Below are 8,321 nucleotides of genomic sequence, written 5' to 3' on the forward strand. Positions count from 1 at the left end.
TTATAGGGGTTTTGTGGTAAAATATAGAGTAGAACCTGAGGTGATTAAATGGCATCGACCACACAAAGAAAGAAAAATACGAGAAAAAAAAGTACTCGTAAAAAAAACACTAAGAAAGTAGATTTTAGGGACACAAAGTTATTTAGTGAAATTATTGGTTTAATATTTGTTTTATTCGGATCATTTGGATTTTATGCCCTGGTGGCTAAAGACGCTGGAACAATTGGAAATTATTTGAACTCTTTATTTTACTTTCTATTTGGAAAAAGTAGTTATCTCTTTACCATATTTATTATAGTCCTTGGAGCATACTTTATCGTAAAAGGATTGACCTATTGGATGTCTGTAGCACTTCCTATAGCTTTATTTACTTTGAATTTTAGTATTGCAATTACCATGATCGATGATCTTATCATTGAGAATATTTTTAGCTTAGATATCTTTCAAACAGCATTGCATACAAACGATGGTGGTGGATTTATAGGTATCTTTTTTACTTCAATTTTGGTAAAATTGTTTTCTACATATGGTACAATTATTATCCTGTTTATTACTACTCTCATTGCAAGCATCTTGATTTCGCGAAAATCACTATATGAGGGAATTGTAGAGTTTAGGGAAAATCATAAAAATCGACCTAAAAGAAAAATTCTACCTAATCTTGAATTCCCTGTTGAAAAGCTAGCTTTAAACAAGTCTAAGAGATATAGTAGTCCTGAAGAGAAACCATCTACAGAACCAGAAAAAATTGTAGTAAATAAGGAAGAAAAAATCAAAATACTAGATTACGCAGATATACGCAATAAAAATTCAGAAACCAATCCTGCTATGAATAAAGGAATTAAAGTTAAGAATCAAAAAGAGGTAGAAGAAAAGATCATTCAGCTAGAAGACCAAACGAGCAATGGCCCTCTAATTCAGGACCATATACCAAAAGATTATGTCTTTCCAAGCCCTGATCTATTAAATGCGCCTATACCAGCAAATCCAAATAGCAAGAAGGAAATTATTCATAATGCAAGTACATTAGAAAAAACCCTACGAGATTTTGGTATCAATACAAAAGTTGTAGAAGTTAGTATGGGACCTAGTGTTACAAGATACGAGCTTCAATTAGAGCCAGGAGTAAAGGTGAGCAAAATTGTCAATTTGTCTAACGATTTAGCCTTAAGTTTAGCTACTACAAGCGTGCGAATCGAAGCCCCAATCCCTGGTAAATCCGCAGTAGGCATTGAAGTGCCCAATAAAGAGACATCTATTGTCAATATCAGAGAAGTATTAGATAGTACTGCCTTTAAGAATTTCAATAGTAAAATTTCTTTTGCTCTAGGAAAAGAATTGTCTGGGAATGTAGTTGTTGGTGATTTAGCTAAGATGCCTCACATCCTTATTGCAGGAGCAACAGGATCTGGTAAGAGCGTCTGTATTAATTCCATCATTGCAAGTATTCTTTATAAAGCTACTCCTGAAGAAGTAAAGCTTATATTAATCGATCCTAAAATGGTAGAATTAAATAATTACAATGGCATACCACATTTATTAATTCCTGTAGTAACAGAACCAAAACACGCTGCTGGAGCCTTAAATTGGGCTATAAGAGAAATGACAGAGCGTTACAAAACATTTAAAGATCAAGGTGTAAGGGATATTAACAGATATAATCAGGTTGTTGGTGAAAAGGGCAAAAAGCTCATGCCAAGGCTCGTCATCATTATAGATGAATTGGCAGATTTGATGATGGTCTCTCCTAGAGAAGTAGAAAATGCCATTTGTCGTTTGGCTCAATTAGCGAGAGCCGCAGGTATACATCTTGTCCTAGCTACTCAAAGACCTTCTGTTGACGTTATTACTGGACTGATTAAGGCAAATGTCCCTTCTAGAATTTCCTTTGCAGTATCTTCTTCGGTTGATTCAAGGACGATTTTAGATATGGGAGGAGCCGAAAAGCTCTTAGGTAGAGGAGATATGCTCTATCATCCAGTAGGTGAGGCAAAGCCAGTGCGTATACAAGGGACTTTTATATCCGACATTGAAGTAGAAAAAGTCGTAGAGTTTGTAAAGAAACAAGGAGACCCAAGCTATAGTGAAAAAGTCATTGAAGAAATTAAAGACGTTAAAGTAGCAAAAGACCATGATAACTTTGAAGATGATATGCTCCCACAAGCAATTGAACTTACCTTAGAATCTGATACCATATCTACATCTATGATTCAAAGGAAACTCCGGGTAGGATATGCAAGAGCGGGTAGAATTATTGATGAAATGGAAGAAAAGGGTATTATCTCTGGGCCAGAAGGAAGTAAACCTAGGAGAGTATTATTATCAAAAGAAGCATATTACGAAAATATGAAATCACAAGAAGAATAGGAGATTTACTTTTATGAGTTACAATGTAGGGCTAGTATCCTTAGGATGCGCCAAAAATTTAGTCGATTCTGAAATTATGTTAGGCTTAATTGAAAGAGGAAGCTATACTATTACGGAAGATCATTCTAAAGCAGATATCATCATCATTAATACCTGTGGATTTATTGAATCTGCTAAGGAAGAATCAATAGATACGATTCTACAGTTAGGACAGTACAAAGAAAATGGGAATCTTAAGGCCCTTATTGCTACAGGTTGCCTTTCAGAAAGATACAAAGATGAACTTCTAAATGAGATTCCAGAGTTAGATGCAGTAGTGGGTACTGGAGACTATGAAAATATCATACAGATTATAGAAGACACTTTAAAAGGAGAAAAGGTCTGCGCTTATGGACATATTGATTACTCTTTTGATGAATCTTTGCCTCGAAGAATCTCTACACCTAAGTATACCGCTTATGTAAAAATCGGAGATGGCTGTGATAATCATTGTACTTATTGTATTATCCCTTATTTAAGGGGAAAATATAGAAGTAGAAAGTTAGAGGATATTAAAAGAGAGGTTGAACAATTAGTAAACAATGGAGTAAAGGAAATCATCATTATTGCGCAAGATATTACTCAGTATGGAATCGACCTTTACGAAAAACACTCCCTGCCTATGCTTTTAAGGGAACTAGAGAAAATTGAGGGCTTAAGATGGATTCGATTATTATATGTCTATCCTGAAAATATTGGCGAAGATCTCATAGATGTAATCAAGAACAGCAAAAAGATTTTACACTACTTAGACATCCCTCTTCAGCATACAGAAGATAGTGTATTAAAGAAAATGGCAAGAAGAACTACAAAGACAAAAATTATAAATCTTATTAATACCCTTCGAAGAGAAATACCAGATATCATCATTCGATCTACTATTATTACTGGTTTCCCTGGTGAAAGTGAAGAAGAGTTTGAAGCTATGGTTGAAACTTTAAAAGATCTTCAAATTGATCGATTAGGCGTATTTCCTTATTCCTTAGAAGAAGGAACTCCTGCAGCCTTATTAGGTGGGCAAATTGAAGAAGGGGTAAAAATAAGACGACAGGAACAAATCCTTGAGATGCAACAAGATATATCCTTATCTCATAATGAATCACAGGTTTCAAAAATTATAGAGGTGCTTATAGAGGGAGCGACAGATGATCCTAATACCTTTGTAGGACGCAGCTATATGGACGCCCCAGAGATTGATGGATACGTATATGTTCATTCTCAAAAGAGATTAGAGGAAGGGGATTTGTGTGTCGTTAGAATCGTAGATGCATTAGAATATGATTTAATAGGAGAGATAGTACATGGAGATGAACTTACCAAATAAACTGACTTTATTAAGAGTGATAATGATCCCTATCTTTATCGTCTTTATGTTAGGAGAAATGGAAAATGGTCAAACCATTGCTGCCATTATATTTATCATTGCATCCGCTACAGATTGGTTAGATGGGTACATTGCCCGTAGAGACAATTTAGTCACTACCTTCGGAAAATTTATGGATCCACTTGCAGATAAATTACTCGTATGTTCTGCACTTATTTGCCTTGTAGAAATTGGATTTATTCCCTCTTGGATCGTCATCATCATTATCTCAAGAGAATTTGCTGTAACAGGTCTTCGCACTCTAGCAGCATCAGATAATATCGTCATCGCGGCTAGCTGGTGGGGTAAAATAAAAACCGTAACACAAATGATAGCTATCATTGTAGCATTGTTTAATATCAATTTCAGTATCTACATTATGTATATAGCTACATTCTTTACCATTCTTTCTGGTGTAGATTACTTTGTCATCAATCGTAAGGTATTTACACATACAAATAATTAAACTTTAATTCCGCAAGGAATCGCTGTTTTCTACACAGTAAAATGGATTTACAACCTTTAAAAAGGTAAAAAAAGAAAGCGTGATTACATGAAAAACAACCCATTAAATAAACTTCAAAAATGGATGATGGGCAGAAATGGTGGAGATCAGCTCTCCCTTGCATTACTTATACTATCTTTACTGTTGTCTATTGTTTCTGGCATATTGGATTTACCTATTATAGCTTATATTAGCTATATTCCCTTTGTTTTTGCCGTGTATCGGATATTTTCTAAGAACGTAGATAAGAGAAGATTAGAAAACTACAAGTTTATGATAAAATTGAGTCCAATATACTCCTTTTATCATAAAAGAAAAACCGCACTAAAAGACAGAAAAACTCACAAATACTTCAAATGCCCAAATTGCAAGCAAGGACTACGGGTGCCTAAAGGAAAAGGCAAAATAAATATTACCTGCTCAAAATGTGGAACGAAATTTGTGAAGCAAAGCTAAAGCACCAAAGGTGCTTTAGTCGCTAGCTTTTTCTATTGCTACTGTGTATAAATAATTGTTTAATAAAAAATAAATAATAGTATAGCAATAATAATTACAAGGTTTGGATTTTATTACAGTGAGTTTAATACTTATATTTGTAATAAAGAAACGAGTGACGAAGGATATCACATTCTTTATTTAGGAGATGAATTATTGGCCAGTCAGAAGAATATTACTTGGAGAGGAGGCGCTATGCTTGCTCCAGTGCCCCCTGTTATGGTTACTTGCGGTACTTTAGAAAAACCAAATGTATTGACTATTGGTTGGACGGGTATTCTAAATACGATTCCACCAAAAACCTATATATCCGTTCGACCTTCTCGATATTCCTATGATTTGATTAAAGAAAATGGGGAATTTATCATTAACTTAACGACTACTCATATGATAAAAGCAGCCGATTACTGTGGAGTTCGCTCAGGGCGAAATGAAGATAAATTTGCTGTCACAGGTCTTCACATAGAAGAAGCCTCTAAAGTAACCTGCCCTATGCTTGTAGAGAGCCCTGTATCCTTAGAATGCAGTGTGACTGATGTGGTCTCTTTAGGCTCTCATGACATGTTTATAGCAGATATTTTAGCTGTCAATGTAGACAGCAGTTTTATAGATAAAGAGGGAAAATTTCATTTAGATAAGTGTTCTTTAGCTGCTTACGCTCATGGAGAATACTTTTCATTAGGTGAAAAGATCGGCAGCTTTGGTTTTTCCGTAAAAAAGAAGAAGAAAAAGAAGAAAAAAATAAAAGATAAATTGGGAAAGGTGGTCGTTAAATGATAGGTGAATTAATCAATGTAGGCACAGAAATTTTAATTGGAGATATTGTAAATACCAATGCACAGTACATTTCAAAGGAGTTATCGAATATAGGCTTTTCTATATACTACCATACAACAGTAGGTGATAACCCTAATCGCTTAAAAGAGACTTTACAAAATTCTCTTAATAGAAGCGATGTAGTCATTTTGACAGGAGGTTTAGGACCAACTCAGGATGATCTTACAAAAGAAATACTAGCCGAAATTTTAGGCGTAGAATTAGTTTTAGATCAAAAGATTTACGATGGTATAACAGAACGTATTTATAAATCCGGATATTCACAGGTTACACAAAACAATTACAAACAAGCTTATATTCCTAAAGGAGCCTCTCCTATACCTAATTTAAATGGTACAGCTCCTGGTATATTAGCAGAAATGGATAATAAATCAATCATATTATTACCAGGACCTCCAAGGGAAATGATTCCTATGTTTGAACAAAGTGTCCTTCCCTATTTAATGAAGAAGACTGACACAAAGTTTTATTCAAATTATTACAAAGTTACTTCTATTGGAGAATCTGCAGTAGAAGACCGTTTGCTAGACCTTATAGACAAACAAAAAAATCCTACCATTGCAACTTATGCTAAACCTGGAGAAGTACTTATTCGAGTTACAGCAAATGGAAAATCGCGAGAAGAAGTAGAGAGCCTACTTCAGGATTACGATGTAGTAATTAGGGAGAGATTCGAACAGAATATCTACGCCTTTGAAGACATCTCCCTCCAAGAAGCTGTAGGAAAATCGCTAGTTGAAAAGAATTTAACCATATCCATTGCAGAATCTTGTACAGCGGGGCAAATCGCCAGCAGATTAAGTGAATTTCCTGGTATATCTCAATCTTTTCATAGCGGCATTGTGTGCTATTCAAACGAAGCGAAAGTTCGTTTTGTAGGTGTACAACAAAAAACTTTAGATGAGTACGGTGCAGTTAGCGAAGAAACAGCTAGGGAAATGTTACAAGGTCTTTATGAAAAAAATAAGACAGATATTGTAGTGGCTACAACAGGTATTGCAGGTCCTGATGGAGGAAGTGAAGATAAGCCTGTAGGGACAGTTTATATTGGGATTTTATACAAAGGTCAATATACAGTGACAAGACATCAGTTTAGAGGAGATCGGAAAAGGATTCAATTATGGGCATCTAACGAAGCTTTAAATAAAATCCGAAAAGCTATAGAAGAAAAATGAGGTGTCTTTAAACAAATATTGCTATTGACTAAAACTTAGTAGTGCTATACAATAGTACAGAACAAACGTTCTGTGCTGTAATCTTAAGAAAAAGATTCAATAATGCATTATAAGGGTACATCTATAGTGTACTTATTTAGAAATAAAACGCAGTTAGAGTTAAAAGGGAAAGGATGTTCGGCTAAGCATGACATTAGAAAAAGATAAAGCATTGCAAGCAGCTCTTGGTCAAATTGAAAAACAATTTGGTAAAGGTTCTGTAATGAAATTAGGAGAAAGTACTATAAATAATAATACAGAGGTAATATCCACATCTTCTATAGGATTGGATATTGCTTTAGGTGTTGGTGGTGTACCAAGAGGAAGAATTATAGAAATTTATGGACCTGAATCTTCAGGTAAAACAACTGTAGCTTTACACATTATCGCTCAGGCACAAAAGAATGGTGGCAATGCTGCCTTTATCGATGCAGAACACGCCTTAGATCCTGTATACGCGAGGGCATTAGGTGTAGATATCGATAATCTAATCGTATCTCAACCAGACAATGGAGAGCAAGCTTTAGAAATCACTGAGGCATTAGTTCGAAGTGGTGCTATTGATATTGTCGTTGTTGACTCTGTTGCTGCATTGGTACCTAAAGCAGAGATTGAAGGAGAAATGGGCGATTCTCATATGGGGCTTCAAGCTCGTCTTATGTCTCAAGCTCTTAGAAAATTAACAGGCGTTCTCCATAAATCCAATACTACAGCTGTATTTATCAATCAATTACGTGAAAAAATAGGCGTCATGTTTGGTAATCCTGAGACAACAACTGGCGGTAGAGCTTTAAAATTCTATTCTTCTATTCGAATGGATGTGCGAAGAGTAGAGACATTGAAGCAAGGTCAGGACATGATTGGAAATAGAACAAGAGTAAAAATCGTTAAGAATAAAGTTGCCCCTCCATTTAAAACAGCTGAGTTTGATATTATGTACGGAGAAGGAATCTCAAGGGTTGGAGATATTTTAGATATTGCAGCCGAACACGATATTGTACTAAAATCTGGTGCATGGTATTCATACAAAGGTGAAAGACTTGGGCAAGGTAGAGAAAATTCAAAACAATTCTTAAAGGATAATCCTCATTTAGCAGATGAAATAGAGAATTTAATTAGAGAAAAGTTCAATCTACGAGCTAGTCCAGTAAGTCCACAAACTAAAGAAGATAAGATTAATATAGACCCTGTAGATATCGAAAAAGATATTCAGAAATAAGAATAAGAAAGCGCCTGTTTTGATCGCTAGCATCAAGGTATTGATTAGAATCACAAACTTCCTAGATGCTATGGAATGATTTGAGCAATCTCTATTACTAAAAAAAGTTATTATATGAAAAAGTGCATTACCTTATTGGTTTGCACTTTTTTATATAAGCACGCTTAACTTTTTAAACTATTATTACAATCTGCTGAGAGTGTTATAGCTTGACTCAATCCTGAGAGCACGGCTATCGCATGAAAAAATAAACAAATAATTATCTTTTACTACTGTGTTGGG

The 8,321-nt window shown here is 34.9% G+C and carries 7 protein-coding genes; all 7 read left to right on the forward strand.

Annotated elements, in window-relative coordinates; translation table 11 throughout:
* Positions 1-48: 48 nt before the first annotated feature.
* The 7 genes from Q7P22_RS08890 (at position 49) to recA (ending at position 8,039) form a co-directional block, all read left to right on the forward strand.
* Complete coding sequence (locus Q7P22_RS08890; protein WP_303863325.1) at positions 49-2,367, forward strand: DNA translocase FtsK; 2,319 nt, start codon at positions 49-51, stop codon at positions 2,365-2,367.
* Positions 2,368-2,380: 13 nt separating this feature from the next.
* The gene (gene rimO / locus Q7P22_RS08895; protein WP_303863328.1) at positions 2,381-3,730 is read left to right on the forward strand and encodes a 30S ribosomal protein S12 methylthiotransferase RimO; all 1,350 of its coding nucleotides are present in this window, start codon (positions 2,381-2,383) and stop codon (positions 3,728-3,730) included.
* A complete protein-coding gene (gene pgsA / locus Q7P22_RS08900) occupies positions 3,714-4,235 on the forward strand; it encodes a CDP-diacylglycerol--glycerol-3-phosphate 3-phosphatidyltransferase (protein ID WP_303863342.1) in 522 nt (173 codons plus the stop codon). Before rimO ends, pgsA begins: the two co-directional genes overlap by 17 nt.
* An 87-nt stretch (positions 4,236-4,322) precedes the next feature.
* Positions 4,323-4,730, forward strand: a complete 408-nt coding sequence (locus tag Q7P22_RS08905) for a hypothetical protein (RefSeq protein WP_303863331.1) — start codon at positions 4,323-4,325, stop codon at positions 4,728-4,730.
* Positions 4,731-4,925: 195 nt separating this feature from the next.
* Positions 4,926-5,546: a flavin reductase family protein gene (locus Q7P22_RS08910; protein WP_369695513.1), complete on the forward strand. Its 621-nt coding sequence runs from the start codon at positions 4,926-4,928 to the stop codon at positions 5,544-5,546.
* Entirely contained in the window at positions 5,543-6,781 is a 1,239-nt protein-coding gene (locus Q7P22_RS08915) for a competence/damage-inducible protein A (RefSeq protein ID WP_303863334.1), read from the forward strand. The genes Q7P22_RS08910 and Q7P22_RS08915 overlap by 4 nt, the downstream gene beginning before the upstream one ends.
* A gap of 187 nt (positions 6,782-6,968) precedes the next feature.
* The gene (gene recA / locus Q7P22_RS08920) at positions 6,969-8,039 is read left to right on the forward strand and encodes a recombinase RecA (protein WP_303863337.1); all 1,071 of its coding nucleotides are present in this window, start codon (positions 6,969-6,971) and stop codon (positions 8,037-8,039) included.
* The last annotated feature ends 282 nt before the right edge of the window (positions 8,040-8,321 follow it).

Origin of the sequence: Alkalibaculum bacchi (genome assembly GCF_937875145.1) — a bacterium.
In the GTDB taxonomy this organism is placed as follows: Bacteria; Bacillota; Clostridia; order Eubacteriales; family Alkalibacteraceae; genus Alkalibaculum; species Alkalibaculum bacchi_A.